General features: G+C 66.0%; 21 protein-coding genes. 9 read left to right on the top strand and 12 right to left on the bottom strand.

The window, feature by feature from the left end:
* Positions 1 to 129 precede the first annotated feature (129 nt).
* On the top strand, positions 130 to 1,329 hold the full coding sequence (locus OHA42_RS10090) for an MFS transporter (RefSeq protein ID WP_406236473.1): 1,200 nt from the start codon (positions 130 to 132) through the stop codon (positions 1,327 to 1,329).
* 35 nt (positions 1,330 to 1,364) lie between these two features.
* Here the strand turns inward: OHA42_RS10090 and glmS are convergent, their stop codons facing one another.
* Entirely contained in the window at positions 1,365 to 3,248 is a 1,884-nt protein-coding gene (gene glmS, locus OHA42_RS10085; RefSeq protein WP_406236471.1) for a glutamine--fructose-6-phosphate transaminase (isomerizing), read from the bottom strand.
* A gap of 36 nt (positions 3,249 to 3,284) precedes the next feature.
* Here glmS and OHA42_RS10080 point away from each other — a divergent pair, with 36 nt between their 5' ends.
* Positions 3,285 to 4,142, top strand: a complete 858-nt coding sequence (locus OHA42_RS10080; protein WP_406236469.1) for a dienelactone hydrolase family protein — start codon at positions 3,285 to 3,287, stop codon at positions 4,140 to 4,142.
* Here the strand turns inward: OHA42_RS10080 and OHA42_RS10075 are convergent.
* The 5 genes from OHA42_RS10075 to OHA42_RS10055 form a co-directional block, all read right to left on the bottom strand.
* Entirely contained in the window at positions 4,115 to 4,468 is a 354-nt protein-coding gene (locus OHA42_RS10075; protein WP_406236467.1) for a hypothetical protein, read from the bottom strand. The two genes, OHA42_RS10080 and OHA42_RS10075, sit on opposite strands and share 28 nt — an antisense overlap.
* A gap of 47 nt (positions 4,469 to 4,515) precedes the next feature.
* Positions 4,516 to 6,213, bottom strand: a complete 1,698-nt coding sequence (locus tag OHA42_RS10070) for a WXG100 family type VII secretion target (RefSeq protein WP_406236465.1) — start codon at positions 6,211 to 6,213, stop codon at positions 4,516 to 4,518.
* A gap of 37 nt (positions 6,214 to 6,250) precedes the next feature.
* Entirely contained in the window at positions 6,251 to 6,589 is a 339-nt protein-coding gene (locus OHA42_RS10065; RefSeq protein ID WP_406236463.1) for a hypothetical protein, read from the bottom strand.
* Between the two features lie 230 nt (positions 6,590 to 6,819).
* Positions 6,820 to 7,128, bottom strand: coding sequence for a DUF6802 family protein (locus OHA42_RS10060; protein ID WP_406236461.1), 309 nt, complete (start codon positions 7,126 to 7,128; stop codon positions 6,820 to 6,822).
* A gap of 120 nt (positions 7,129 to 7,248) precedes the next feature.
* Entirely contained in the window at positions 7,249 to 7,440 is a 192-nt protein-coding gene (locus OHA42_RS10055) for a PspC domain-containing protein (RefSeq protein WP_406236459.1), read from the bottom strand.
* Between the two features lie 155 nt (positions 7,441 to 7,595).
* Here OHA42_RS10055 and OHA42_RS10050 point away from each other — a divergent pair, with 155 nt between their 5' ends.
* Entirely contained in the window at positions 7,596 to 9,254 is a 1,659-nt protein-coding gene (locus tag OHA42_RS10050) for an ABC-F family ATP-binding cassette domain-containing protein (RefSeq protein WP_406236457.1), read from the top strand.
* A gap of 95 nt (positions 9,255 to 9,349) precedes the next feature.
* Here OHA42_RS10050 and glmM read toward each other — a convergent pair whose 3' ends face one another.
* The 5 genes from glmM to OHA42_RS10025 all read right to left on the bottom strand — a co-directional run bounded on the left by glmM (position 9,350) and on the right by OHA42_RS10025 (position 16,361).
* The gene (glmM, locus tag OHA42_RS10045; RefSeq protein ID WP_406236455.1) at positions 9,350 to 10,726 is read right to left on the bottom strand and encodes a phosphoglucosamine mutase; all 1,377 of its coding nucleotides are present in this window, start codon (positions 10,724 to 10,726) and stop codon (positions 9,350 to 9,352) included.
* A 220-nt stretch (positions 10,727 to 10,946) separates the two neighbouring features.
* Positions 10,947 to 11,462 (bottom strand): 30S ribosomal protein S9, encoded by a 516-nt coding sequence (rpsI, locus tag OHA42_RS10040; protein WP_406236453.1) that lies wholly within the window; start codon positions 11,460 to 11,462, stop codon positions 10,947 to 10,949.
* Positions 11,459 to 11,902: a 50S ribosomal protein L13 gene (gene rplM, locus OHA42_RS10035; RefSeq protein ID WP_406236451.1), complete on the bottom strand. Its 444-nt coding sequence runs from the start codon at positions 11,900 to 11,902 to the stop codon at positions 11,459 to 11,461. The genes rpsI and rplM overlap by 4 nt, the downstream gene beginning before the upstream one ends.
* Positions 11,903 to 12,046: 144 nt before the next feature.
* Positions 12,047 to 13,801, bottom strand: a complete 1,755-nt coding sequence (locus OHA42_RS10030) for a hypothetical protein (protein ID WP_406236449.1) — start codon at positions 13,799 to 13,801, stop codon at positions 12,047 to 12,049.
* A 64-nt stretch (positions 13,802 to 13,865) separates the two neighbouring features.
* Positions 13,866 to 16,361, bottom strand: a complete 2,496-nt coding sequence (locus OHA42_RS10025) for an FHA domain-containing protein (protein ID WP_406236447.1) — start codon at positions 16,359 to 16,361, stop codon at positions 13,866 to 13,868.
* Positions 16,362 to 16,467: 106 nt separating this feature from the next.
* On the opposite strand from OHA42_RS10025, the gene OHA42_RS10020 reads away from it, so the two are divergent.
* On the top strand, positions 16,468 to 17,913 hold the full coding sequence (locus OHA42_RS10020; protein ID WP_406236445.1) for a metallopeptidase: 1,446 nt from the start codon (positions 16,468 to 16,470) through the stop codon (positions 17,911 to 17,913).
* A 69-nt stretch (positions 17,914 to 17,982) separates the two neighbouring features.
* Here OHA42_RS10020 and OHA42_RS10015 read toward each other — a convergent pair whose 3' ends face one another.
* On the bottom strand, positions 17,983 to 19,278 hold the full coding sequence (locus OHA42_RS10015; protein WP_406236443.1) for an FHA domain-containing protein: 1,296 nt from the start codon (positions 19,276 to 19,278) through the stop codon (positions 17,983 to 17,985).
* Positions 19,279 to 19,423: 145 nt separating this feature from the next.
* Between OHA42_RS10015 and OHA42_RS10010 the strand changes: the two genes are divergently transcribed.
* The 5 genes from OHA42_RS10010 to OHA42_RS09990 all read left to right on the top strand — a co-directional run bounded on the left by OHA42_RS10010 (position 19,424) and on the right by OHA42_RS09990 (position 26,124).
* Entirely contained in the window at positions 19,424 to 20,626 is a 1,203-nt protein-coding gene (locus OHA42_RS10010; protein ID WP_406236441.1) for a hypothetical protein, read from the top strand.
* Between the two features lie 160 nt (positions 20,627 to 20,786).
* Positions 20,787 to 21,992, top strand: a complete 1,206-nt coding sequence (locus OHA42_RS10005; protein ID WP_406236439.1) for a hypothetical protein — start codon at positions 20,787 to 20,789, stop codon at positions 21,990 to 21,992.
* A gap of 1 nt (position 21,993) precedes the next feature.
* Entirely contained in the window at positions 21,994 to 23,187 is a 1,194-nt protein-coding gene (locus tag OHA42_RS10000; RefSeq protein WP_406236437.1) for a hypothetical protein, read from the top strand.
* A gap of 72 nt (positions 23,188 to 23,259) precedes the next feature.
* Positions 23,260 to 24,447, top strand: coding sequence for a hypothetical protein (locus tag OHA42_RS09995; RefSeq protein WP_406236436.1), 1,188 nt, complete (start codon positions 23,260 to 23,262; stop codon positions 24,445 to 24,447).
* A gap of 114 nt (positions 24,448 to 24,561) precedes the next feature.
* Positions 24,562 to 26,124, top strand: a complete 1,563-nt coding sequence (locus tag OHA42_RS09990) for a serine/threonine-protein kinase (protein ID WP_406236435.1) — start codon at positions 24,562 to 24,564, stop codon at positions 26,122 to 26,124.
* The last annotated feature ends 214 nt before the right edge of the window (positions 26,125 to 26,338 follow it).

The raw sequence follows: 26,338 nt of genomic DNA, 5'->3' as shown, positions 1-26,338 counted from the left end.
TCCTGCGTCGTGGTCGCAGTTCCAGAATAGACGAAATCCGCAATATCCCGCGCTTGCAATTAACACGCGTCTGCAACTATTGTTGACGCCTGTAAAGCTCAGGCGCAACAACAAGTGGAGGCTGCACCCATGCCACTCGCACTCCTGGCTCTGACCCTCGGGGCATTCGGAATCGGCACCACCGAATTCGTCATCGTCGGGCTGCTCCCCGACATCGCCGACACCTACGCCGTGTCGATCCCGACCGCGGGCCTGCTGGTCACCGGGTATGCCCTCGGCGTCGTGGTCGGCGCACCACTGATGACCGGGCTCGGCACCCGCGTCTCCCGCAAGCGCATGCTGCTGGGCATGTTGCTGCTGCTGGTCGCGGGCAACGTATTGTCAGCTGCCGCACCGACTTTCGGCCTCATGATGACCGGCCGGATCGTCGCCTCGCTCGCACACGGCGCCTTCTTCGGCATCGGCGCGGTCGTCGCGGGAAGTCTGGTGAACCCGGACCGCAAGGCAGGCGCGATCGCCACCATGTTCACCGGACTCACCGTCGCCACCGTCATCGGGGTGCCACTGGGCACCCTGCTCGGCCAGCATTTCGGGTGGCGGCTCACCTTCCTCGTGGTCGCACTGGTCGGGCTGGTCGGCCTGATCGGCGTCGCCGCGCTGGTCCCCGAGCAGCCGGCACCGCACGACGCCCGGCTACGCAACGAGCTCGCCATGTTCCGCAATCCGCAGGTCCTGCTGGCGATGGCGATGACGGTGCTCGGCTTCGGCGGCGTCTTCGCCGCGATCACCTATCTCGCCCCGATGACGACCGAGGTGACCGGCTACGCGGATTCCTCCGTCACCTGGTTACTCGTGCTCTTCGGCATCGGCATGTTCGCGGGCAACCTGATCGGCGGCCGCTACGCCGACCGCCACCTGATGCCGATGCTCTATGTCGCACTCGGCTCCCTCGCGGCCGTGCTCGCCCTCTTCGCCCTCACCGCCCACAGCAAGCCCGCCGCAGCCGTCACCGTGGTGCTGATCGGCGCCCTCGGCTTCGCGACCGTCCCGCCGCTCCAGAAACGTGTCCTCGACCAAGCCGCAGGCGCACCGACCCTGGCCTCCGCAGTCAATATCGGCGCCTTCAACCTCGGCAACGCACTCTCCGCCTGGCTCGGCGGCCTGGTCATCGCGGCCGGCTTCGGCTACACCGCACCCAACTGGGTCGGCGTCATCCTCGCCCTCAGCGCACTCGCACTGGCCGTGCTGTCAGGCAGTCTGGAACGCACCACCGACCGCCGGGAATCCACCACGCCGGCCGAAGTACTGGTGCCCGCCGGCCACCCCTGACCCATCTCATCTGCGAAAAGATCTGCGGCGGTGGCCTATTCGACGGTGACGGACTTGGCGAGGTTGCGGGGCTTGTCGACGTCGTAGCCGCGGGCCTGGGCAACCTCGGCGGCGAAGATCTGCAGCGGGACGGTCGAGAGCAGCGGCTGGAACAGCGTTGGCGCCGAGGGGATCTCGATGAGATCGTCGGCGAACGGGCGGACCGTGTCGTCGCCTTCCTCCGCGATCACGATGGTGCGCGCACCGCGGGCCTGGATCTCGCGAATATTGCTGAGCAACTTGGAGTGCAGCACGGCGCGCCCCTTCGGGGACGGCATCACCACGATCACCGGCAGCCCGTCCTCGATCAACGCGATGGGGCCATGCTTGAGCTCGCCCGCGGCGAAGCCCTCGGCGTGCATATACGCCAATTCCTTCAGCTTGAGCGCACCCTCCAGCGCCACTGGGTAACCGACGTGGCGGCCGAGGAAAAGCACCGTCGGCACGTGCGCGAGCTGCCTGGCCAGCGCCCGGACCTGCGGCCCCGTCTCCAACACCCGCTCGACCAGCTTCGGCATCGCCTCGAGCTCGGCGAACTCGCGGGCCACCTCGTCCGGATACTTGGTGCCACGCGCCTGCGCCAGAGCCAGCCCGACCAGGTAATTCGCGGCCACCTGGGCCAGGAACGCCTTCGTGGACGCGACACCGATCTCCGGGCCGGTCCTGGTGTAGAGCACCGCGTCGGACTCGCGGGGGATCTGCGCACCGTTGGTATTGCAGATCGCGAGCACCCGCGCCTTCTGCTCCTTCGCGTGCCGCACCGCCTCCAGCGTGTCGGCGGTCTCCCCTGATTGCGAGATCGCCACTACCAACGTCGACCGGTCCAAAACCGGGTCGCGGTAACGGAATTCGCTGGCCAGCTCCACTTCGACCGGCAGCCGGGTCCAGTGCTCGATCGCATACTTGGCCAGCAGGCCGGCATGGTAGGAGCTGCCGCAGGCGACGACGAAGACCTTGTCGAAGTCGCGCAGTTCCTGATCCGCAAGGCGCTGCTCGTCGAGCACGATCCGGCCGGAACCGGTCTCGTCGAGCGTGAAATGCCCGATCAAGGTGTCCGCGACGGCGCTGGGCTGCTCCTCGATCTCCTTGAGCATGAAGTAGTCGTGGCCACCCTTTTCCGCGGCGGCCAGATCCCAGTCGATGGTGAACGGCCGGGTGCGCCCGTTCGCGTCGTTGCCGTCGAAATCGGTGACCTGGTAGCCATCGGCGGTGATCACCACGGCCTGGTCCTGACCCAATTCGACCGCTTCGCGAGTGTGCTCGATGAACGCGGTGACATCGGAGGCGACGAACATCTCGCCCTGGCCGACACCCACCACCAGCGGGGTGGAGCGGCGGGCGGCGATAATCCGGTCCGGGTGGTCGGCGTGGGTGAAGACCAGCGTGAACGCGCCCTCCAGCCGGCGCAGCACCGCGAGCGCGCTCGCCACGAAATCACCTGCGGTCGGGCCCGCGGCGTACGCGCGGGCGACCAGGTGCACGGTGACCTCGGTGTCGGTGTCGCTGCGCAGCTCGACGCCTGCTTCCTCGAGCTCGCGACGCAGCGGCGCAAAGTTCTCGATGATGCCGTTGTGCACCACGGCGACCTTGCCGCTGTCGTCACGGTGCGGGTGTGCGTTGCGGTCGGTAGGCGCGCCGTGGGTGGCCCAACGGGTGTGGCCCATGCCGGCGGTGCCCGCGAAGCGCGCCACGCCGTTCTCGGCCAGTTCCGCCTCGAGATTCGCCAGGCGACCCGCCTTGCGTTCCACCGCGATCGCGCCCGACCCACCGAGGATCGCGACCCCTGCCGAGTCGTATCCGCGATATTCCATGCGGCGCAACGCGTCAACGACAACGCCGAGGGCGTCCCGGTACCCGACGTACCCCACGATTCCGCACATGGCTCACCAGAGTACTTATCGGATAACGTTCTCGTCGTGTCGGCGTCTGTGAAATCACTTCTGAGCACCCTGACCAGCAAAGGCCCGCATCGGGTGCTGCGCGGCAATCTGGCCATCGCAGGCCAGCCCGGGGTGGTGTACACGCCTGAATCGGGGCTGAGCCTGCCCGCTGTCGCGTTCGGCCACAGCTGGCTGACCAGCGCTTCGAACTATCGCGGGCTACTCGAGCACCTCGCGTCCTGGGGTTTCGTGGCGGCTGCCCCTGATACCGAGCGCGGGCCGATTCCGTCACATCTGGGCCTGGCCACCGATCTGCTCACCACGCTGGACATCTGCACTCGTGTCCGACTCGGTGACGGCACGATCAGCGTGCACCCCGACCGGCTCGCCCTCGCCGGTCATGCCATGGGCGCGGGCGCCGCGGTCATCGCCGCCGCGCAGCGCAAGGTCGCCGCGGTCGCCGCCCTCTATCCGGCGCCCACCGCGCCCTCCGCCGAGACCCTGGCCCCCGACATCGACACCCCTGCCCTGATCCTCGCGGGCACCGACATCGACTCCGTCAGCTCCAATGCCATTCCGCTCGCCACCGCCTGGGCCGGCCCCGTTGTCCTGCGCCAACTCGACGGCGCCTCCCATAACGGCATCATCGAAGGCCGCCGCGCCCTTGCCGCCCTCGGCGCGGGCAGGCACGAATCGAAAACCGCCCGCACCACCCGCGCCCTGCTTACCGGCTACCTGCTCCACAAACTCCTCGGCGACAAGACCTACGCTCCCTTCGCCGACCCCGAGGCGGTAATCCCGCACACCACAGTCATCGACCCCGACGCCCCCAGGAACGAGGAGAAGAAGCCGAAACTCTCGGTGGGTCAGATCAGCCAGCTCTTGCGGCGGTAGTACTCGCCCTCCGGATCGTCATCCTCGTCCACGGGGGTGACGAGTTCATGCGCTTTGCGAGCGGCGATCGACCGCGCGATCGCCTCCCGCTGCTCCCGAGCTTCGGCCTCGAGACGTTCCTTCTCTTCGGCCTCGGCGCGAGCGGCCTCTTCGGTTTCGGCGTACTCCTGCCAGAATTGACTCATCTCGGTGGCCAGGTTCGCCGAGAATTCCTGGTCCCGCCGAGCCGTCTCCTGCTTGATCTCCTCGAGTTCTTCTCGGAGCACCGACATCCGTCGAAGGCTCTCTTCGGCAAGGCGCTCGACCTCGGCAACGTAGTCAACCATCCCGACCCTCCTTGGTAATCACAGATTTTCGGTGCATTCGACCGGCATCACAGCGGCCCGGCCTCTGCCAATTCGGCACCGCTGTCGAATGGCGGTTGCGGCCCTTCGGACGCGGACATAGGAGGCGGGCGGTGCTCACCGTCTTCCTCCCGCCGCGGTGGCGGCGCACCGGCCGGAACACCGGGCTGATTCGGGTTCTCCGGCGGTGTACCACCTCCGGGAGCTGCGGGGCCGGCAGGAGCGCCGGGGCTGCCCGAGTTGCCAGGAGGGCTGCCCGGCGCACCCGGGCTGCCAGAGTTATCAGGGGGGCTGCCGGGGTTGTCCCCCGGCGGTGACGCCGGCTTCCCGTCTTCTCCCTTGGGCTCCCCGCTGGAGATGACCGGGTTTCCCTTCTCGTCCAGCTTCACGCTGTACTCGTGGGGTTTCCCGTCCGCGTCGGTCACGACCGCTTTCAATTGACCGTCCGGACCCATCTCGAACTTCAGGTGTTTGCCTGCCAGGTCGAATTCGGCAGCTGGTTTGCCGGCCTTCTTGTCGTCGGGCTTCTCGTCGGGCTTCCCGTCCCCGTCCTTATCTTCAGCCTTGGTCGGATCGATCGTCTTCTCGATCTGCTGCAGCGCCTGGTCGAGACCCTCTTTGATGGTGCCGCTCAGCGAGGTCAGTCCTTGACTTACCGCGCTGGCGAGCTGCGTCGCGATCGGCGACAGCGTGCTGGCGACCTGGCTGAGGGAAGCGAGACCTTGTAGCGAGTTGGTCGACGTCGGATTCGTAGAAGTCGGGGTGCTGGCAGGGGTCGTCGGAGTGCCCGGCGTACCAGGGGTGCCCGGCGTACCGGGAGTGCCCGGCGTACCGGGAGTGCCCGGCGTACCGGGAGTGCCCGGCGTACCAGGGGTGCTCGGCTTGTCCGAAGGCGCAGCAGCAGGCCTCGGATAAGCAACTTCGGCGACTTGATTCATTGCCTTCACGGCAATCTGATACTGATCCTTGAACAGCTTGTCGGTTGTCTCGCAGGCTGCGTTATAGCGGACAAGCTTGTCTTCTACGTCCTTCTTGAATACATCCTTGATCCAGTTATCACAAGCCTCCCAAGTCTTCTGCCCAATCCCTGTGCTTATATAGTTCTCATCCTTCAATTGACCGCTTCGGACGTCGAGGTCTTCGAAAACCCTACCCAACTTTCGGATCTGATCATCACTGATCCATTCGGTAGCACTGCGGACATCTATCATCAATTCGATGTCTTCGGGAGTCCTACCGCGAATCTTGATCTCACGCGTCCCACTTGCCCCGTTTTCAAGCAGCCCGAGCGTAATGTCGGCCTTCGTGTAGACAGACTTTCGCAACGGTTCCACCATCGCCGCGATAGCAACGGCAGCGACTCGCGCCTTGTTGATATCGTCGAGCGCAAGCTTCAGTTGATCGCCCATCATGGTTGTCGCCGCGGTGGCCGCTTCGCCCTGCCACATGTCGGTCATGCTCGTGAGTTGGCCTTGCTGGGCGTTGCGCTGTCCGTCCGCCTCGTTCAATGCCATGGTCAATTCCCACGCCGCGGTTTCCAGCTTGGGCAGATCCATACGACGCTGCTCGTCGTACTTTGCCTGCAGCTTGTTCAGATCGCCGAACTGCCCAGGCCCGCTGTTGAACGCTTTTTCATAGAGTGGAAGGAACTTGCGCCAGTACTCCAGACCGTGAACGCCATAGTCCAGGATGTCATCGATCTTCTTACCAGCATATTCGTATACCACAGTGCCGGCCCCTCACAATTCCGAGTTCGTCGGGGTGCTATTTCTTGTCGTCTGCAGCAGCGATCTGTTTCGCATGCTCTTCGACCGTGGTCGAGTAGACAACCACCGCAGCACCAACGGAGTCGGCAATTGCAGTCGCCGCCTCGGACCAGTTCCTGAGCCAATTACCGATCTTCTCGAAACCCCCATGAACGGCAATCCCCTCCTGTGAATAGTTTCGGCCGGCTTCGTCGTTACCGACACCGAACATTCGGTCGGTCACGCGCTTCGATTGGGTCTGCACCACGCCGGCCGATGTCCGAATATCGTTGGCCAAGTTCCCCAACTCGCCGGTGCTGACACCGAGCATGGATGCTCGGCTCGGCGTGCTGCTCATCTACACCCTCCATCTCGCTGCGCGTACACCGCGCTGCTGGATCCACCGCTGGTCGGCCAGTACCGCCATACTTCCTTCGACGCGTCCGGCCCACGTTCGGTTCCATCCAGTCCACCCCCGACCCAGACGAGGTCGCATCCAGCGAAACCTACTGGCAAGCACGGTCGCCTACAACCAGCCGAACCCCGTATGCATCTGCCCCATCGCCAGGACAACGAGCGGCTCCGGCTCTACTGACCGATCTTCCCGTGATCGGTGCGCACCCACCCCGAGGTGCCATCGGGGTTGTGGTGGAACTCCCATGCCGCATAGTCGCCGTCTTTTTCGACGACGGTGACCTGATCGGCGACGCCGTCGTGGTCATAGTCCGACCAGACCTGCATCGCTTCGGGACCGGAGGTGGTGACGGTGTCGAGAGCGCCGTCACCGTCGATGTCCTGGGTGGGGTGGTGCAGCTCTACCGGACCAAGTCCTTCCAGCGAGGAGGATGCGTCGACGCCCGGTAGATCCAGGCCCGGGAATTCGCCCGAGGTGACCATGACTCCTCCTCATCGAGACTCGCGTGATGGTGCGGCATTTCACCCGAATGGCGGGTATCGCTCCATCCTGTCATCCGCGAGTCCCGGTCGCAGCCCCCACGCCCTACTTGTTGAAGATTGTCACTTTTTGGGGATGATCAGCCACAGCACCAGATAGACGATGAACTGCGGGCCGGGCAGCAGACAGGACAGCACGAAAAGGAGTCGGACGACATTGGCGTTCCAGCCGAAGTATTCGGCGATGCCACCGCAGACGCCGGCGATCCAGCTGTTGGTGGTGGAGCGGGTGAGGCGGCGAGCGGGTGCGGTCATGGTCTTCTCTCTCTTGTGTCGATCTCGGTACTCTCCACTTTCCGCGCAATCGCCCGTCGGCACATCGGTCCCATGACCGATCCCGACCCTGATTTCTCCCCGGCCCACCCTCAGGGTCCACCCCGATCCGACCGAAAAAGCGGGCACGGCAGACTATGCAGGTGAGCACCACTCTGCATGCCCGCGGACTGTCCGCGGGCCACGGCGAACGCACCCTGTTCGAGGACCTGGATCTCACCCTGGCACCCGGCGACGTGATCGGTTTGGTCGGGGTGAACGGCGCAGGTAAGTCGACGCTGCTGCGCATGCTGGCCGACCGGACCAGCGCCACCGGCAGCATCACGCTGAGCCCGCCCGATGCCACCATCGGATATTTGGCGCAGGAACCCGAACGCGTCCCCGGCGAGACCGTGCTCGAATTCCTCGGCCGCCGTACCGGAGTCACCGCGGCGCAGCAGGCGATGGATTCCGCCGCCGAGCGCCTTGCCGACGGCGGTGCGGACGATTACACGCCGGCCTTGGAGCGGTGGCTTGCGCTCGGCGGCGCTGACCTCGATCAGCGCGCCGAAGAAGTCGCTGCCGACCTCGGCCTCGCCGACAGCCTCGCGAGCGGCCTCGACACTCCCATGACCGGGCTCTCCGGCGGCCAGGCGGCGCGAGCCGGACTCGCCTCGGTGTTGTTGTCCCGCTTCGACATTCTGCTGCTCGACGAACCGACCAACGACTTGGATCTGGACGGACTCGCGCGACTGGAGCAGTTCGTGACCGGCGTCCGCGAACCGCTGATGGTGATCAGCCACGACCGGGAGTTCTTGGCGCGCACGGTGAATCGGATCATCGAGCTCGATCTCGCGCAGCAGCAGGTCGGTGTCTACGACGGCAGCTACGAGTCGTACCTGATGGAGCGCGAGATCGCCCGCCAGCACGCCCGCGAGGCCTACGACGACTACGCGGACACCAAGTCCGGTCTCGAGGCCAGGGCACAGATGCAGCGCAACTGGCTCGAGCACGGCGTCCGCAACGCCCGCCGCAAGGTACGCGACCCGAAGAAGGTCGACTCCGACAAAGCGGGCCGCAAGATGCGCGCCGAATCCACCGAGAAGCAGGCCGCCAAGGCCCGCCAAACCCAGCGCCGCATCGAGCGACTGGACGTGGTGGAGGAACCGCGCAAGGAATGGGAGCTGCGGATGGAGATCGCCGCGGCGCCGCGCAGCGGATCGGTGGTCGCCACCCTGTCGAACGCAACCCTCACGCGCGGCGATTTCATGCTGGGTCCGATTACCACGCAGGTGGATTGGGCCGATCGCATCGTGTTGACCGGTGCGAACGGATCCGGCAAGTCGACGCTGCTCGCGCTGCTATTGGGAAAGATCCAGCCGGATAACGGAACTGCCGCACTCGGGTCCGGTGTAGAGATCGGCGAGGTCGACCAGGCCCGCGGCCTGTTCCGCGGAAACACGCCGCTGGCAGAGACTTTCGGTATCGAGATGCCCGACTGGCCGGACGCGGAGGTCCGCACCCTGCTCGCCAAGTTCGGCCTGCGCGGCGCGCATGTGACACGTGCCTGCGAAACCCTCTCCCCTGGCGAACGCACGCGCGCCGCATTGGCGCTGCTGCAAGCCCGCGGCGTCAACCTGCTCGTCCTCGACGAGCCGACCAACCACCTCGACCTGCCCGCCATCGAACAACTGGAGCAGGCCGTCGAATCCTTCACCGGCACCATGCTGCTCGTCACCCACGACCGCCGCATGCTGGACTCGGTCCACTCCACCCGCCGCTGGCGCATGGACAACGGCCGCCTCACCGAGGACTGACCAGCAGGAATTACGGCTTGCCGACTGCATAGGTATTCGAAGAAGCGATGCGCCGATGGTGCGGAATCGACCGCCCAGTGCGGCGCAGGCCGAGATCAGACCGACGCCACTCGCTTCGCGAGATCGTCGGCAAGCTGCTGTGCTCGGACCGGATCGGTGGCCTCGACCATCACCCGGACGAGTGACTCGGTTCCGCTGGGGCGCAACAGGACTCGCCCGGAATCGCCGAGAACCCGCTCGGCCTCCAACACTGCCTCGCGGACCTCGGCCGCGTTGGCGACGACCGACTTGTCGGCGACCGGGACGTTGATCAGAACCTGCGGCACCGTCTGGATCACCGATGCCAGGTCGGCGAGAGTGCGGCGGGTCCGTGCCATCCGCGCCATCAGTTTCAGGCCGGTGAGGATTCCGTCGCCGGTGGTGCCGAAGTCGGGGAAGACCACGTGGCCGGACTGTTCGCCGCCGAGGTTGAACCCGCCGCGGCGCAATTCTTCCAAGACGTAGCGGTCCCCTACTGCGGTGGTGCGCAGGGTGATTCCGGCCTCGCGCATGGCGATGTGCAGACCGAGGTTGCTCATGACGGTGGCGACGAGGGTGTCCTCGACCAGCTCACCCGCCTCGTGCATGGCAAGGGCCAGGATCGCCAGGATGGCGTCGCCGTCCACGATTGCGCCGGCGGCATCGACGGCCAGGGTGCGGTCCGCGTCGCCGTCGTGCGCGATGCCGAGATCCGCGCCGTGCTCACGCACCGCACGGCTGACCTGGTCCAGGTGCGTCGATCCACAACCATCATTGATGTTCAGGCCGTCGGGTTCGGCATTGATGGCGATCACCGTCGCCCCCGCCTCGCGGTAGGCAGCCGGCCCCACTTCGGAGGCCGCACCGTGGGCGCAGTCCACCACGACGGTCAGCCCGGACAGATCCTGCCCGGTCGCCTCGACCAGATGCTCGACGTAGCGTTCGTGGGTGCCCGCCACGCTGTACTGATCGGGAATGACCAGGCCGTGATCGCGCGCGCCGGATGCGTTGAGCACCCGTCCGATAGCGGCGCCGATCGGGCGCACCGGCGCCGCCTCGGCGATCAACGCTTCGATCCGGTCCTCGATCGCGTCGTCGAGCTTGTGCCCGCCCGCGGCAAAGATCTTGATTCCGTTGTCCGGCATGGGATTGTGCGAGGCGGAGATCATCACACCGAGGCACGCGTCGTACAGGCCGGTGAGATAGGCGACGGCGGGCGTCGGAAGTACCCCTACCGCAAGCACATTCACGCCCGCGGCGGTCAGGCCTGCGGTCACCGCGGCCTCCAGCATCTCGCCGCTGGCCCGGGGATCACGGCCGACCACTGCGAGCGCACGCTTCTTGCCGCGACTCAGGATCTGCGCGGCCGCGCCGGAAATCTGCAGTGCCAGTTCCGGACTCAACGACTCGTTGGCGAGCCCGCGGACTCCGTCGGTGCCGAACAAACGTCCCATACCTCGCCCCTCATCGGTTGCTCCGCGGCGTACGCGACGGGCCCCGGAGACGGTAGCCTGTGTCACCACGCCGGGCCCCGCAAACGCCGCAAGTTGTTGATACAGCACGAGAGCAGGCGCCCAGCCGTGCTGGAAGCCTGCTCTCGCACAGGTGCCGCGTCGACCGTACCGTCTCCGACATAACCAGGATGGCGGAAGACGGCGGCCGACGTAGCCAAAATCAGCGCTTCGAGTACTGAGGCGCCTTACGGGCCTTCTTCAGACCGTACTTCTTGCGCTCGACGGCACGCGGGTCACGCGTGAGGAAGCCGGCCCGCTTGAGGGCGGGACGGTCGTCCGGGGTGACCTCGATCAGCGCGCGGGCGATCGCCAGACGCAGTGCACCGGCCTGACCCGAGGGGCCACCGCCGACGAGGCGAGCGTAGATGTCGAAGGACTCCGCCCGCTCGACGGTCACCAGCGGCGACTTGACCAGCTGCTGGTGCACCTTGTTCGGGAAGTAATCCTCGATGGTGCGGCCGTTGAGCACGAAGTTGCCGGAACCCGGCACCAGACGCACGCGAACCACGGCCTCCTTGCGACGGCCGACGGTCTGCACCGGACGGTCGATCACGATCGGGGCGAAGGTGGCGGGCTCGGCCTCGTAGCCGTATTCCTCGTCGACGACCTCGACGTTGCCGTCTTCGGCAACGGTCTCCTCGGCGAATTCTTCGGTGTATTCCTCGGGCGCGGTCACTGGGCCACCTGCTTGATCTCGAACGGAATGGGCTGCTGAGCGGCATGCGGGTGCGTCGGGCCTGCGTAGACCTTCAGCTTGCTCGCGATGGCGCTACCGAGCTTGTTCTTCGGGATCATGCCCTTGATGGCCTTCTCCACGAGACGGTCGGGGCGGGTGTCCAACACCTGACCGACAGTGCGCGACTTGAGGCCGCCCGGGTGCCCGGAGTGGTGGTGGATCAGCTTGTCCGCCTTCTTGTTGCCGCTGATGGCAACCTTCTCGGCGTTGATGATGATGACGAAGTCGCCACCGTCGAAGTTCGGAGCGTAGGTCGGCTTGGTCTTGCCACGCAGCAGATTCGCTGCCTGGACCGAAAGACGGCCGAGCACTACGTCAGTGGCATCGATGACGTACCACTTGCGGGTCACGTCACCAGCCTTGGGGCTGTACGTAGGCACAGTGCTTCCCTGTCTGTAGTCGGTGTTGCCGGCCAAGCGTGCGGTCGAGGCGATTCCGGCGGCCGGTGGAGACCCGGACCTCGACGAACATTCCACACGCCAACGGGCCACGATACCAGCCGCGATAGCGCAAACCGAAACCGGTCAGATCGTGATGGGCGGGCCGGGGTCGGTGGCTCCCGGCGGGCCGGGCACCACGAAGCGCAGGGTGTCGATGCCAGGTTGTGCACAGTCCGGCTCGTCGGCGTCGCCCTCCGCGCCGCCGCGCTCCAGCGCACCGACCTGGTGTCCGCGCGCCGAGGCGACGCCCGGCCGGTGCTCGTTGGTGATCTGCGGGGTCAGCGTGCAGGAAGCCGATGCGAGCTGCACCGGACCGGCCTGCTCACCGTCGGACGGCATCGCCACGACGGCCAGCGCCACCGCACCCAGCACCACGTTCGCGCCGAACAGGTTGTCTTTGAGCTTGTTCCACCGCTTGCCCTTGCGCGCTTTGCCGTCGTCGTCCGATTCGGGCGGCGGCGGCTGCCACTGCCCGTGCTGGACCTGCTCCGGGCCGGTCTGCGGCGGCCTGTAGGGGTGACGCGGACCCAGCGGCGGCACCTGGGCACCGGATCCCGCACTGGGCGGCGGCGCGGGTGAGGGCGGCGCGCCCTGCGGGCGCTGTTCGTCGGGCTGCTGGCCGGGCGGCCTGGTGAAACGACTGCCGAGCTCGGCCAAACCCGGCGGCAGGCCGCGGGGAACATCCTCGCGCGGGACCCGGGTGGTCGCGTCTTCGCTCGGGTCCGGCGACCCGGCGGTCGGGTATCCGGCTCCGTACTGCACAACCGCGTCCCGTCGGGGCTGCGACTGGTCTGGACGGCCCTGCATCGCCTCGCCCTGGCGCTGCGCCGATTCGGGCTGACGCTGCGGTGGCTCCGCCTGACGTTGATGCTGCTGAGCCGCTTCGGCCTGATATTGCGCGGATTGCACCGGAGGCGGCGCCGACAGCTGCGGCCCGGCCAGCCGTTGCGGCCCCGGTTCCGCGTGCCTGCCCGCTGATTCCGGCTCCCCGTTTTCGTTGTCGGTTGCCAGCAGGTGCGCGGCGCCGAGCACCAGCGCGTGCATCGGATGATCGGCCACCTGCAACCGGTGCCCGAGATGATTCTGGAAGGCTAGCCGCAGCGCGTCGTTGAAGCACACATTGCCCGACAGCAGCACCGTCGAGGTGTCCGCGCCGATGGAGCGGGCCGCCGCCATCACCTCGATCACCACGTTGTCCGCAGAGCGGGCGTCACGCATCGATTCCGCGTTGACCATGACGTCGACCGATTCGGTCGGCTGCTCGTCGTCGCCGTGCACCGCGACAACCAGCATGGTCCTGCCGTCGGAGTACACGCCGGTGGCGCCGATACCGCGCGAGTTGCGCTCGTCGGGCGCGCGGACCAGCCCCAGCGCACGCACGTACCCCGACAGCGCGACACTCTCCGGCAGCGGCTCGACGGTGACATCGAGCTGTTCGACCAGTTCGGCGAACACCTCGACCTTCTCGTCGGGCCAGCCGTCCGGGAAGGGCAGGGCCACCACGTCGGGCTTACCGCGCAGGTATTTGCCGACGGCCGCGAGCGGGTTGTACATGCGAGCCCGCATCACCAGTTCCGCGGGCCAGGTCGCGCCCGCGATCACGATCTGCGGATGCCCGAGGATGTCGCGCACGTCGGCGATGGCCATCCCCAGATCCGGTCGCTGCCGCTCCACCCCGGCGGTGTGCAACCGCCCCGACGCATCCGCCAGCAGATACGCGGGCGGCGTATACGTACCTTCCACCTGCACCGGGCGGATCGGCGTGCCACCGCCGCCCGCAGCCACGGACACCACATCCCAACCGAGATGTACCGCCCCTACTCGCACCGTCACAGGCATAAGTGTGCCTGGTGCGCGTCCGACATGCGCGGCGCGTCGGCGCCGGCACGGGTACCGGCGGGATTCACGCCGCCGACTTCTTCAGCCGCAGCCTGCGCCAGGTGAAGATCGCCAAGATCACCGTGATCGCCACGAGCAGCGCGACGTCCAGTCCCCAGATGTCGGACTTGTGCTGCCAGAGCGTGTCCGGTTGCGCGTTGAGGAAGACCTCGCGAACATTCACCGTCGACGCCCCTGCGGCATATCCCCAGCGGGCCGGGAAAAGCCACGACAGCTGCTCCAGCACCACGCGGCCGGTGACCGGGATCAGGCCGCCCGCCATCACGAGCTGGGCCATGATCATCACCACGAGCATCGGCATCACCTGCTCGTTCGACCTGGCCAGGCTGGAGAGCAGCAGGCCGAAGACCACACAGCAGACCGCGGTCAACGAGATATCGATGTACAGCTCGACGCTGCCGTTGGCGATCACCGAACCCTCGGCGGGCGCCTTTTTACCCGCGAGGGTGATGCCGACGAGCACCGCCGACTGCAGGAACGCCGTGACGCTGAAAACGGCGATCTTCGCCATCAGGTACGCGGAGGGCTTCAGTCCGACCGCACGCTCCCGGAAGAAGATGGTGCGCTCACCGACCAGGTCGCGCACGGTGAGCGTGGAACCCATGAAGCAGGCACCGAGGATGAGCACCACCAACAGCTGCTGGGTCTCGCTACCTCCGGTCGGGGCGAAGGTGCCGTCCGGCAGCGCCGCGAGCGCGCCGCGCTGGAAGCCGTTCTGGCCGGGCACTACCAGCGACAGCACACCGAGAATGAACGGCAGGATCACCAGGAACGCCAGATATCCGCGGTCGGCGAAGATCAGGCGCACCTGCCGTCGCGCCAAGGTGGAGAACTGTTTGCCACCACTGGATTGGGGTGGGCTACCCGCATGCCCGGTCTGCGCGGGCGGCGGTGGCGGCGGCACAGCGGCCTGTCTGGAGCGGTAGGCGGCGAACGCCTGGTCCGGGTTCGCGGCGACCTTGGCGAAGATCTCCGCCCAGTCGCTGGTGCCGAGCGCGCCACCGACTCCGGCCGGGTGGCCACAGAAGGCCGTCTTGCCGCCGGGTGCGAGCAACAGCACCTGATCGCACATGTCGAGGCAGGCCACCGAGTGGGTCACCACGATGACAACGCGACCGGCGTCGGCCAGCTCACGCAGCATCACCATCACCTGGCGATCGAGGGCCGGGTCGAGACCCGAGGTCGGTTCGTCCAGGATCAGCAGCGACGGACCGGTCAGCAGTTCCAGCGCCACCGAGGCACGCTTGCGCTGACCGCCGGAGAGCCGGTCGACCCTGGTGTCGGCGTGCTCGGTGAGCGAAAGTTCTTTCAGCACACCGTCGATCACCTGCTGGCGATCGGCCTTGCTGTTGTCGGGCGGCAAGCGCAGTTCCGCGGCATAACCGAGCGCCTGACGCACAGTGAGCTGCCGATGCAGCACGTCGTCCTGCGGCACCATGCCGATGCGGGAACGCAATGCCTCGTACTCGGCGTGCAGGTTGCGCCCTTCGAAGGTGACCACACCGCCGGAGGGGTTGGTGGTGCCCGCGATCAGCTTGGACAGCGTCGACTTGCCCGCACCGGAGGGTCCGATCAGCGCGGTCAGCGTGCCGCGCCCGGCCTGCATATTGACATCGACGAGCAGCTGCTTGTTGCCCTCGACGGTGAACCCGACGCCGTGCACGTGCAGGCCCTGCTCGGCGACCGGCTTCTGCCGATGCACCAAAGTGCCCTGCTGGACGACGAAGTCGATATTGCCGATGGTGATGATGTCGCGCTCGCGCAGCACCGTGCGCTGCTCGCGGCGGCCGTTGACGAAGGTGCCGTTCGCCGAACCGAGGTCCTCGATCGTCAGCCCCTCCTTGGCGGCGACGAGGCGGGCATGCTTGCGCGAGGCCAGTGGGTCGTTGACGACGATCTGGTTGTCGGTGGTGCGGCCGATGTCGAGGCCGCCGGGCGGCAGGCGGTCGCCGCGGGCGATCTGCGAGGTGGACGGTCTGGCCCGCATCGGCGGCAGTGAGGAGGTGTCGGCCCTGGTCGTCATATTGATATTGAGCTGCTGCGACGGCACGTTCTGTGGCAACTGCCCCGACTGCGGCAACTGCGGGGACGGCGGCAGCTGCCCCGACTGCGGCGGTTGCCGCTGCTGCTGCTGGTGGTGGTGGCCCGGCGGCGGCGCCAAGTGGGTACGCGCCTGTCGGGGCGAGGGGACAGCGGGAAGCAGATGCAACAGTGGGCCGCTGATGGCATCACCGAGCCGAACCTGAGTCGGCCGATCGATCGAAACGGGCTGGCCGAGCCTGCGCGCATCCACGAAAACGCCGTTCGTGCTGCCGTTGTCGGTCAGCACCCAGGCACTCCCCTGCCAGGTCAGCGTCGCGTGCACTCGTGAGACGAGCGGGCTGTCGACGAACAGCGTCACTTCCGGCGCGCGGCCCATCGTGATCGGATTGCTCGAATCGAAAACCCGTTCGGTTCCATCATGGCGCACGGTGATGGTCTGCGCCCCCGGTGAAGACATGCAGCGGATACTATTCCATCACCCGGACATCGGCGGTGCCCCCGATGCGCCATTACCCCGATCCGGCGACCGATGTGAACGTCTTTCCGGCCGACCAGGGGGAGCCTTGCCGAAACTCCAAGCGACCGCGCTCTTTACGGCCGTCCTGTGCGCGGTGACGCTGTTGGCCGGCTGCACCCGTTCGGTGCAGGGCAGGGCGGTCTCGGTCTACGACGATCCATTCAAAGTGGCGGGGCTGCCGACCACCAGCGGACCGAGCGGACCGCGCGCCGGCGTCCCCGATACCGGCCTCACGGCAACCAACGGTGACGGCAGCACGACCGACACCCTCGCCCTCAACGCCGTCGACGATATCCAAACCTATTGGCGCGGCGAATTCGGCAAAGAATTCCAGGGCGAGTTCAAGCCGGTCGACAAGCTCATCTCCTGGAGCGCGAAAGCGCAGAAGAGTCAGGCTCCCGAGTTCTGTAAGGAAACCACCTTTCACCTCGTGAACGCCGCGTACTGCCGACTGGACAACTCGATCGGCTGGGACCGTTCGGTGTTGCTGCCGACCATGGAGGACACTTTCGGCAAAATGTCGGTGGTCATGGTGCTCGCCCACGAATACGGGCACGCCATCCAGAGCATGGCGAAGATCGTCGCGCCCAAGGACCCGGTGATCGTCAAGGAACAGCAGGCCGACTGCTTCGCGGGCGCGTTCATGCGGCATGTGGCCGAGGGCGGCGCCGCGCATTTCACCATCAACACCTCCGATGGCCTCAACTCGGTGCTCGCCGCAACGGTCGCGATCCGCGATGCCGACCCCGACGATCCGGAGAGCGTGCACGGCTCGGCCTTCGAACGGGTCACCGCGGTGCAGGTCGGTTTCACCGACGGACCCAAGGCCTGCAAGGCTATTGATATCAACGAGATCGCGCGGCGGCGCGGCAATCTGCCACAGAGTTTCACCGGCGACCAGGGCCGCGGCGAATACCCGATCACCAAGGAAAACCTGATCGAGCTGAGCAAGGCGCTCGCCGCGATCCTGCCGATCGGGCAGACGCCGACCTACAACTACTCCGGCGCGAAGATCGACTGCCGCGACGGCGTCACCACCGAACCCGTCTCCTACTGTCCCGCCGCGAACACCATCGCGACCGATATCCCGGAACTCGCGCAGCGCGGCACCTCCAACGCCGACATCGACAATCCGTTGCCATTGAAGGTGACCGGCGACTACAACGGCTATGTCGTCTTCATCTCTCGATACACCCTTGCCGTGCAGCAGAGCAACGGCCAGCAGCTGGTCGGCGCCAAGACCGGATTGCGTGCGGCCTGCCTGTCCGGGGTGGTCACCGGGAAACTCGCCCAAGCGGGGCGTCCGATCTCACAGGGCGATATCACCCTCGCTGCAGGCGATCTCGACGAAGCAGTATCAGGATTGCTGACAGACGGACTGGCAGCAAGCGACGTCCAGGGCCAGACCGTGCGGAGTGGGTTCTCTCGTGTCGACGCGTTTCGCGCGGGCGTCATCAACGGCGAAAAGACCTGTATGTCGCGATATTCGTGACCGCAGAACCGAGCCGCTGACCGTCCTGGCCGCCGGTCGGGGTGTGGCAGTACTCGTACGCGCAGTGGGCTAGCCGAAGGGCGGCGGGGCGGCGGGTTCGAATCGCAGGACGCGGTTGCCGATCAGGATCTCGGTGCCCGGCACCAGCACCAGCGGCTGATTCGGTGGCAGCCGCACCCAATCGCGGTAGCCGGGCAGGCGGGTGCGGGTGCCATTGGTGGATCCCCGATCCACCACGGACACATCCCAATTCACCAACATGATCTCGGCGTGCGCGCGGGACATGCCGCCGGAGGAGTCCTTGACCTCGAGCGGAATCAGGCCGCGCTGTGCCTGTTCGGAATGCTCGGGGTCACGCCCGAGCACGGCGTCTGCGGCCAGCATGTAGGTCATGCCGTCGTCGAGGATCAGCATGCCGAGCGGCGGACGGACCACCTCGATCAATTGCTGGGTCTGGTCGACCGGCATCCCGCACACGGTGCAGAACGCCGAGCGCGGATCGCTGGGATGGGCACGCGCACACTTGAATCCGAGCACTTTCACGGTGAGGACGGTGGCTTTGGCGGTGGCCTCCAGCCTGCGCTGCAGATCCGGATCCGGTAGCGGCGCCGGGTTGGTGCCACCTGCCTGAGTCGGCGCGTGGTGCGGGTCGATGCCGTGCTGATCTTGGGCGGCATCGAGCATCGCCGTCGACGCCTGTGTGCCGGTCGGATACGGGTCCGCATCCGATTCGGAGGCAGGCGCGGGCGCCGCATCGATGTGCGCGGTCGGCGGCGCGATGCGCCGATGGTCGGCGGTAGGTCCGACCCCGCCGGACCTACCGCGCACCGGATCCGACCAGACGATGGCGCCGCCTGCCTGTGCGATGCCCTCCACCAGCCAGCCGATCCCCCGCTCGGCGGGCAGCTCGGGGACGCGACCCTTGGCATCGTCGACGAACAATGCGACCGCCCGTGCCGGGACGCTCGCGACCCGATCGACGGTGAAGGCCGCGTCGCTGCCTCGATATCGCTCGACCGTGCCGTCTCCGGCGAGCACCGCAGTAACCGAACCGTGCAGGAAAATCGCCACCCCGCCGGTCTCGGCCGCGGAAAGCACACCGAAATCGATCGGCTCCCCCGGGCTGATCTGTTCGGCGTGCTTCATCAACCAGCGGGTGGCCTGCCGTGCCACCAGCGCGCCCGGCCCGGCGGGCTGCTGCTCGGCGGCCGTACGGATGAGCTCGGCGATCGATTCCAGGGCCAGCACAGCAGGTGATTGCGGAGTCGGCTTGCCCGGCCCGCGATGGGCGACGACCACCACCGCGCCCCCGACCCTGGCGACCGCATGACCTCCGGCGACGACCTCAACCTGCCGATCCTTCAACGGTATCGGCCCCCGACGGCTGTGGAGTGCGGGTTCGTCCTCACGACACCAGAGTATGGCAATACGAGCGACACGATCTATTGAACCTTCTGCGCGTGACTCCGGTAACTTCACATGTACAAACGGGAGGAATGAGGGGCCTGTCATGGTTCGGATTTCGCGCATTGCGCTGGCCGCGGCCTGTATCGGGCTGGCGGGTGTCGTGACCGGATGCAGCGTGCCGGGGACGCCGACCGCCGGGGAACTGGACGTCCGCAAGCTGGAAGTCGGCAGTTATCAGGTCGACCGTCACAAGTACCCACAGGACGCGGGCAGCAACGGGGCGCTGCTCGAGGGCATGCGGATGTCGGAGTTCGTAGTCCCGACCGTGCGGATCGACCCGGTGCTCAACTACGGGCGCGGCAGCACGCTGCTCGCCACCGCCGAGGATGCCATCGACTTCCTGGCCAACGTGTCCAAACCGATCCTGGAGAACCGCAAGATGATCGTCGGCTACGCCGCCATCGGCGCGGACCGGCCGGATCCGCCCGGTGAGAAGCGGCCGTCACCGGAGGCCACCGCCGTCACCAATGTCGTGCTCCGCTTCCCCGACGAGGCCAGCGCGAAGCTCGCCGCCAGGGAGCTGGAGGACACCGATCTCGCGGTCTCCCCCGACAACCGCAAACTCCAGTCGACGAAATTCCCCGACTCCTATAACCATTGGCGCCCTGGCGTTCCCACCATCGGCACCTTCATGGCCTACAAGGAATTCGTCATTTCGCTTTTCGTCCAGCGCCCGAAGGCCGACGGCCCCGACCTGTTGAGCTGGGTCGACAAGACCCTCGCCGCCCAGGTCCCCGCGCTGGACAAATTCCAAGCCACCCCACAGAACAAGCTCGGCACCCTGAAGGTCGACCCCGACGGCCTACTGGCCAGGGTCGCGGTCGCCGACCGCAAGGGACATACCCCCGACGGCACCAGCTTCACCATCTACGGAGCGAATTTCATGATCAGCTCCTCCGATGACGAAGGCGTCCGCAAACGCCTGATGGAGGAGACCGGTGTCGACCGCGTCGCCATCGTCGATGCCAGCTCCGTGACGCGGGTGCGCGATTCCGCCGCTGCCGAGAAACTCATCAGCGGCCTCATCGGCAGCGCAGGCAGTCAGTTCGACCCGATCGGCGCACCCAACGATGTTCCCGGCGCAAAGTGCCTGGAGCTCAATAGCAAAGGCGATCCGGACCGCGAATACAAATACCGGTGCTATGTGGCGTACAGGCAGTACGTCGGCGTGGTGACCAGCGACAAAGAGCCCGATGTCCGACAGAAGGTCGCGGCGCAATACGCGCTGCTCGCGAATAGTCTCTGACACCGCCGCACAGACTCCTACGGCGAGAAGCTGATCCCTGTGCGACCCGCGCGAGTGAAGTAGTATCCCGCGAGAACTGCGGGAACGCGGGGTGGGTGTGAGGCTTGCCGACGTCCCGTACGGACGGACGATGGCGAGGATCTGCCGGGACGGGGGAAGAATGAGGTTCAGAGGCGGGCTGGCCGCACTGATCACGGCGGCGGCCGTGGCAACCGTGAGTTGTTCGAGCGGTGTTTCGGGAAACCCGCAGCCGGGTCTGACACCGGTGGATGTGGCGTCGTTGAAGGTGGGGGCCTACACACCGGAGCCGATGGCCTACGAGCCCGACATCGTTGGTTACCCGGACATCCGGCTGATCGAGGCGCGCCGGATGCTCAATTACCTGGTGCATCCGTTCGAGATCGATAGCGACATCACCGATGTCGGCAATCTGAAGTTCATGTCCGACGCCGGGTCGATGATCGGCCCGAATTACGTTCCGGAGAAGTTCCGACCGGCCGCCGAGGACAACAACCTGCTCGCGGGCGTGTACATGTCGGCGATCAACTCCGATCTGCGCCATCGGAAAAAGCTGATCGTCTCGATCATGCGATTCCCGACCGACGCCGCGGCCGCGAAGGCCGCCGATCAGTTCCATCAGATCGCCAACGCCGACCCGGGACGCCACCTCATTCCGATCGCAGGCCGCCCGGATGCGAGAGCGTCATCCGCCGATGACATCGCGGCGCTCGCGTTCATCTCGCACGGGCCATACGTCGTTCTTGTGAATACCGGTATCCCGCGACCGAATCAGGATGCGATCGCCGATATCATCGGAAAGACCATAAGCAAGCAGATCGAGCTGCTGGACAAACAGCAGCCGACTCCGCTGGACGATATCCTCGATCTACCGTTCGATCCGGACGGCATAATGCGGTTGGCGTTGCCCAAAGCTCCGGACTACAGCGACCCGTTCTTGTCCGACGACGACTTCGCCGCCTTCCAGCCCTCCGGGGAGCTGCATTTCGAGCGAAACCCAGGCGAAATCAGCAAGGCATTCGAGGAGAGCGGGGTCGATCTGGTAGGCCGTCGCGGCGGGATCGTTTACCGCGCACGCGATCTCGCCGCCGCATTCCATCTGCAGTCGGCGCTGGTCAAGACCGGCAAGAACGACGAGGTGTTGAATCCGCCGCCCGGGCTACCCGATGCACGGTGCATAACACTCGACAACACCGACACTCTCAGATATTTCGACCAGCTCTGCGCCGTCGTCTACGGACGGTACGTCGGCGTTGTTGTCTCGAAAGCTCCGCTGTCCTCGCGAGTCGACACCGCGCTGTATCAGCGAGCCGCCGCGCAATACGCGGTGCTGGCGAAGGGGGCATGACATGTTGCGAACTCGAATCCTGTGCCTGACCATCGCCGCGACGCTCGGCGCGTTGACCGGTTGCGGCGACTCCGGTGGTAGCACCGACTCCCCCTCCTACGATGTGGCCACGCTCGATGTCGGCAATTATCCGACGGTGCCGCGCGATATCGAAGCGTCCCGAACAGAGCTGTCGGGTCCGCGCCTGGAGGCGGCCAGGATCGGTGACGCGGTTCCGCTTCCGATGGAAATCGACAGAAGGATGGTCTTCAAGCCGACGATTTATTGGGAGCGACGCATCACGCCCGCGGATCCCAGGGAGTTGCCCTCCATCGACAAGAAGGAGTTCAGCGATCTGACGCAGGGCCTGGTCGCGGGTTGGTTCACCCGCGCGCAACGTCGCGAATCCTTCCAGGGTTCGGCACTGCAAATGTTCACACTGCGCTTCACCGACGCCGCGCACGCCGAGACAGCCGCCACCCGCATTGCCGACCGGCAGCAGGAGACAGTGCCCGGCGAGCCCGTGTCGATTCCCGGAATTCCGGCGGCCAAGGCGAAATGGTCGGTGGGCAAACGCTATCTCGACGCCCAGCTCACCAAGGACGCCATGCTGCTGCTGGTCCGCGTCGAGGACCCGCTCACCGAACCTGTGAACACCGCACCGTTGGCCGAGCTTGCGCAGCGCGCCTTCGACAAGCAGCTCGAAGGACTGAAGGCCTACACCCCGACACCGGTCGACCAGCTCGAGTCACTGCCGATCGATGTCGACGGCATGCTGAGTCGTACGTTGCAACTGGAACGTTCGCCGACGGAGAAGGACGGCGGTGATCTGTCCATGGTCCTCGCGAAACAGGCGGCGCTGCACACCGAGTTCTATCCCGACCTGACCAAAGCCGCCTTCGAGGACGCGGGCGTCGATCTGGTTTCCTACTCCGATGATCGTGTGTACCGGACCAAGGACAGGGACGCCGCGGAGCGCTTGATCGCCGCATTCATCGATCAAGAAGCCAAGGGCTACAAGACGATCGATAGTCCACCTCATATGCCGGGGGTCAAATGCTTCGATCTCAAAGATCCGAAAGGCAATAACTACCGTTATCCGCCGGTGTGCTACGTGGCGTACGACCGCTATGTCGCGCGTATCGAAAACAAGAATGTGCAGCAGCTCCATCAACAAGCTGCCGCGCAATACAAGCTGTTGACTCAGGGGCGATAGGCAGTGCGGACTACCCGAATGACGGAGGCGGGTATGTGGCCCGCCCGGAGATCGACACCGGCTCGAGCCGCGATGGCACTGCTGCTCGCCGGGGCACTCGCGGTGGGTGCGAGCGCCTGTGGCTCAGCGGTGTCCGGAACCCCCACCCGGCCCCAGCCCGACCTGTCCCAGTGGGATGTCGGCAACTATCAGACCACACCGCGCGTGATCGGTAATGCCAAGAGCGAGCGCCAAGCTCGCGCCCGAGAGGCGCAACGGCTGGCCGACTTCGTGGCCCTGCCATTCGAGGCCGATCCGTCTTACGTCGAGGACGCGTGGCACATCCGTCCGCATACCGTGCTCAATCGAAAAACGATCGCCAACCTCGTCATCAACGACACCTTCGATACTGTCGCAGCGGATCTGGTGGCAGGCTGGGTCAACGCCTGGCAGACCGGCGGCGAACCCGAGGCCAAACGACGCACCCTGAACGTCGCGGTCCTGATGTTCCCGGACGCGAAGACCGCGTCGGAGGTCGGCCCCGCGCTCGAACACGACGACTTCACCTATAGCCGCGACAACCAGCCGGTCCCGATCACCAAACATGCGAACACGACGGCCCATTGGCGGCCCGACGTCTCCTCGATCGGTTCGTGGACCGTGCACGACCGGTACGTCATCTTCATCAAGGTCGTCGACGACACCTCCGCGCCCGACTTGCCCGCCCTGACGAATCAGGTCGAGCGGATGCTCGACGTGCAGCTTCCGCTCATCGATAAGTTCCAGCCGACGCCTGCCGGCGAGCTGCAGCACATCGCCCTCGATCCCTCGGGCCTGCTCGGACACACGCTGCCGAGCAACCCGGAAGCACCACTGCGTCCCGAACCGGACGGCCTCTACACCGGCCGTGGCGCCCTATCGCTGTTGCAGGCGGCTCCGACGTCGCTGACCAGACTGGCGGACGGCGAGGTCGACCTCGTCTCGTTCGGTGACGCCGTGGTGTTTCGCAGCCGATCCGACAAAGGTGCTCGCGCCCTGTGGAAACAGTGGCAGCCCTCCACCACCCTGGAACCGAATCAAAAGATGATCGAGGCACCGCCCGGGCTCGAGCAGCAGATCGAATGCTATGCGGATTTGGTCGGGTCCGGCGATAAGCAGGTTGTCGGCATGAACATCTGTTCCTTTCAGGTCGACCGATACACCGTGCAGGCCGCCTCCAAGCAATTGCAGGACCTCCATCAGAAGATCTCCGCGCAGTACGCCCTGATCACAAGTAACTGAGGCCGGATCGAGTGGCCGGGGGACCGCGGGCGCGAGCCCATGTTGCGGTGACTTGCTAGATTTCTCCGGAAGGCTCGCATGTCCGGGCGTTCGACATCGTTGAGGGAGGACCGAATGGCGTTGCGGCCCGGTGCAATCGTTGGCGGCTACCGGGTGCTTCAAGTCCTCGGCGCGGGCGGAATGGGCACCGTGTATCTGGCGCAGAACCCGATCCTGCCCCGTCGCGACGCCTTGAAGGTGCTCAGCGCCGATCTGTCCACCGACGACGAGTTCCGGGCCAGATTCGAGCGCGAGGCGAACCTCGCCGCCGGGCTCGACCACCCGAACATCGTCGCGGTGTACAACCGCGGCGAAGAGGCCGGACAACTGTGGATCGCCATGCAGTACGTCGAGGGCACCGATGCCTCGGAGGAGGCCAAGAAGGGGCCGTCGGTGATGACACCGCAGCGGGCCCTGCGGATCGTGTCCGAGGTGGGCAAGGGCCTCGACTACGCGCATCGGCGCGGGTTGCTGCACCGCGATGTGAAGCCCGCCAATTTCTTGCTCTCCGCCGCGGAGGAGGGCGACGAGGAACGGGTGCTGCTGACCGATTTCGGTGTCGCGAAGTCCGCCGACGACGGCCAAGACCTCACGGCGACAGGCAATTTCATGGCCACTGTCGCCTACGCGCCACCCGAGCAACTGGTGGGCACCACCCTGAACCACCGTGCCGACATCTACAGTCTCGGCTGCTCTTTCTTCAAGCTGCTGACCGGGCAGAACCCCTACCCGTCGACCATGCCCGCCGTGGTCATGATGGGCCATATGCATGAGCCGCCGCCGAAGTTGAGCGCGGTTCGCCCCGGTCTGCCCTCCGCACTCGACGGCGTGATCGAGACCGTGATGGCCAAGGACCCCGCGCATCGCTACGCGACCTGCCGCGAATTCGTCCAGGCGGCCGAGGCCGCGTTGTACGGCAACCAGTTTCGCGCACCGGAGGCCGGCTACTCGACCGACCCTCGGACACCGCTCACCGGTCCTCACATCCCCATCACGGGACCGTTCACCGACCCACGTGTACCCGTAGGCGGGTACCCCTCGCCGCAGCGCGAGGACACCGACCAGCGCCTCGTCGCGACCACGCGAAACGGCAACGGGCGCTCCCGCTCTCGCCGATTCCTGGTGCCGGCGATACTGGCGGTGATCATCGCCGCCGTCGCGGCAGGCACTTTCTTCTTCACGAGCCGCGGGTCGGATTCCGGCGGCGGTGACAAACTGGCCAATGCCCGCAGCGAAAACCCGCAATTCTCCGGGAAATCCGTTGTCGCTTTCAATTTCGGCAACTCCACGCTGTCGGCGGTGATCAATCCGAGCGAACAAGCCAAATTCCTGCAGAGCATCGGCTTCCTGTACAGCCCGAAGTACAAGGCGGTAGGCGATGAGAAATCGCCACGCGCGTTGTCGGTCAACGGCTTTACGCCGGATAGCGAATCCGACGTCGTCATCGTGTTGCGGTCCGACAGCGATGCGATGAACAGTGGCCTGCGCGGCCTGCCGAGCTCGATCCTGCAGACCAAAGGCAAGATCGTGGTGGTGGACGACCCGTCGACAGTGCAGGCCTTTCAAGTGTGGACCGCGCAATCCCAGGGTGTGCTGCTCGACAAGATGGTCCCCACCATCGCGAAAGTCGTGAAGTAACAGCACGCCATTGGTTCGTGCACGCCGCGTTGGGTTCTGGACACTGCTAGCGCCACGGCACGCCATTGGGTAGGGTGATGCGCAGCCAGCCCACTCGCCAGTTCAGGTGGTAGCGAGCACAGGGGGAAGGAGGGGAGCGCTGGCAGCGACCGACGCGGCGGCACCGCGGTACGAGACGTCCGGGGGGATCTCATCCAGGCCTTCCGTCCACGAT

Source organism: Nocardia sp. NBC_01009 (assembly GCF_045208035.1).
Taxonomy (GTDB): domain Bacteria; phylum Actinomycetota; class Actinomycetes; order Mycobacteriales; family Mycobacteriaceae; genus Nocardia.
Note: the sequence above shows the minus strand (reverse complement) of the source record. Positions and strands in the feature narration are given on the sequence as shown.